The organism is Methanobrevibacter cuticularis, from assembly GCF_001639285.1.
Classification (GTDB): domain Archaea; phylum Methanobacteriota; class Methanobacteria; order Methanobacteriales; family Methanobacteriaceae; genus Methanobaculum; species Methanobaculum cuticulare.
Map to the genome: position 1 here is coordinate 1 of NZ_LWMW01000010.1, position 2,253 is coordinate 2,253.

General features: G+C 29.4%; 2 protein-coding genes. Both read left to right on the forward strand.

Going from position 1 to position 2,253, the window contains the following annotated elements; translation table 11 throughout:
* Positions 1 to 464, forward strand: a 464-nt coding sequence (locus MBCUT_RS00100) for a NosD domain-containing protein (protein ID WP_169805331.1), incomplete at its 5' end; no start/stop codon positions are given.
* Between the two features lie 255 nt (positions 465 to 719).
* Positions 720 to 2,253: right-handed parallel beta-helix repeat-containing protein (locus MBCUT_RS00105; RefSeq protein ID WP_245634915.1), on the forward strand; the 1,534-nt coding region annotated here is incomplete at its 3' end.

The following is a 2,253-nucleotide window of genomic DNA, read 5'->3' on the forward strand; positions in this document are numbered from 1 at the left end:
ATATTATTAGGTCTAATAATTTAGGAATTTCAGTAAATGGGTATAAAAACAATGTTAATACTAATAAAATCACATCAAAATCTCAAGGCTTAAAAATCCTTGGAAATAAGAATAAAATCATTTCTAACATGATTAAATCCAAAACAAATGGTATTATTGGTCATGGTAATCAGAATTTATTCTCTAAAAATCGTGTTAGTGGTAACAGAATCTATGGTATTCAATCTTCAGGAAATAAAAACATAATTTCTAAAAATATAGCTAATAAGAATAAACACCATGGAATCAAAATTAATGGTGATAAAAACAAAGTCACAGGTAATTTTGCTCGTTTATGCAGAATTCATGGAATGAAAATCGAAGGCGATCATAATACAGTTACTGGCAATAAACTAGGTAAAAAGTTAAATAAGAGAATTTGTGTTTATGGATATAAAAATAATATTAAAAAGAACAAAGCATGATTTAGCTATCTTTATTTGTTGAATTATCTTGATTGTTTGATTAGTATGTGAGAAATTATTGTCATGACAATTTAAATTTAGTCTGTTGTTATAGGTTTTCATAGAGGCTCTAATGTTAATATGATCTTAAAGATTATATAGAATTAAATATTTTTATATAAATTATATATTTTAATTCTTCTTTGAGATTGAACCTTTGATAAAATTATGTAAACATCTTATATTTTCTTTATAATTGGATATAGAGGTGAATATATGGATATATTTTATAATAAAAAATTTTATAAAAAACATATTGTTTTCGTGGCATTCTTTTTTATTGCTGTATTTTTGTTGACGAGCTCTGTTTCTGGTGCCGATTATAGAGATATTAGGAACAGTGTGAATAGTGCTAGTTCTGGAGATACTATTAATTTAAATAATACTGCTTACACGAGTGATGGGTCTAGTATTAGGATTGAGGGTAAGAATCTTACTATTAGTGGTAGTTCTGATTCTAATCGTGCTACTTTGAATGGTGGTGATCGTAGTGGGGCTTTTCTCATTGATTCTGATTCTAAGGTGATATTTAGGTTTATTAATTTTGTTGGTGCTAGTTCTCCTCGTTTTCATGCTATTGCTTCTAATGGTACGGTTTTAATTGAAAATTGTACTTTTTCTAGTTGTAATGGTGATTCAGGTGCAGCTATATATCTTTATGAGAATGCAGATAGTTCTCGTATTGTTAATTGTCGTTTTATAGATAATAAAGCAGATAATACTGATGATAATGATTATACTGCTGGTGGAGCTATTTGTATTAATGAAGCAGCTGGTGTTGAGGTTCGTAACTCTTATTTTTCAGGTAATACAGCTTTAAATAGTGGTGGGGCTATCACAATCCGTAACAATGCCCAAAATACTAAAATTATTGGCTGTACTTTTGTGAATAATAGTGCACCCAATGGAGGAGCTATATACAATCAATTAAGCACTGGAACAATCATTGAGGGTTGTACTTTTACAAATAATAAAGCAACAGAACTTGGTGGAGCTATTTACTCAATAAATACTTTAAATATTAGTAATTCTAATTTTAACAATAACTCTGCTAAAAATGGTGGAGCTATATATAGTACAAATCAAATGAGGATTACAGGTTCTTCATTTGCTACAAACACAGCTACAGACGGTGGAGCAATTTATTCAACCAACACTCTTTCTATAAGTTCTAGTTCTTTTAATAAAAACACTGCAAAAGGTAATGGTGGTGGGTTATTTTTATCTGGTAGCCATCAATCAACCATAACTGGAAATTCTAAATTTACTAGTAATTCTGCTAAAAATGGTGGAGCAATTTATACTAGTTCTCCTTTAACTATTTTTTCAAGTAATTTAGATAGTAATGAAGCCAGTACTGATGGTGGAGCTATTTATTCGACTAATACTCTTTCTATAGGTTCTAGTTCTTTTAATAAAAACACTGCAAAAGGTAATGGTGGTGCATTATTTTTATCTGGTAGCCATCAATCAACCATAACTGGAAATTCTAAATTCACTAGTAATTCTGCAAAAAATGGTGGAGCAATTTATACTAGTTCTCCTTTAACTATTTCTTCAAGTAATCTAGCTAGTAATAAAGTCAGTGCTAATGGTGGAGCTATTTATTCTACTAACTCTTTGAATGTTACTGGTGGGATCATTAGTGGTAATAGTGCTATTTATGGAAGTGGTATTTACAATTCTGGTGTTTTAAGATTGAATAGTGTTGGTTTATTAGCTAATATTGCTAAAGTTTCTATTGCAATTG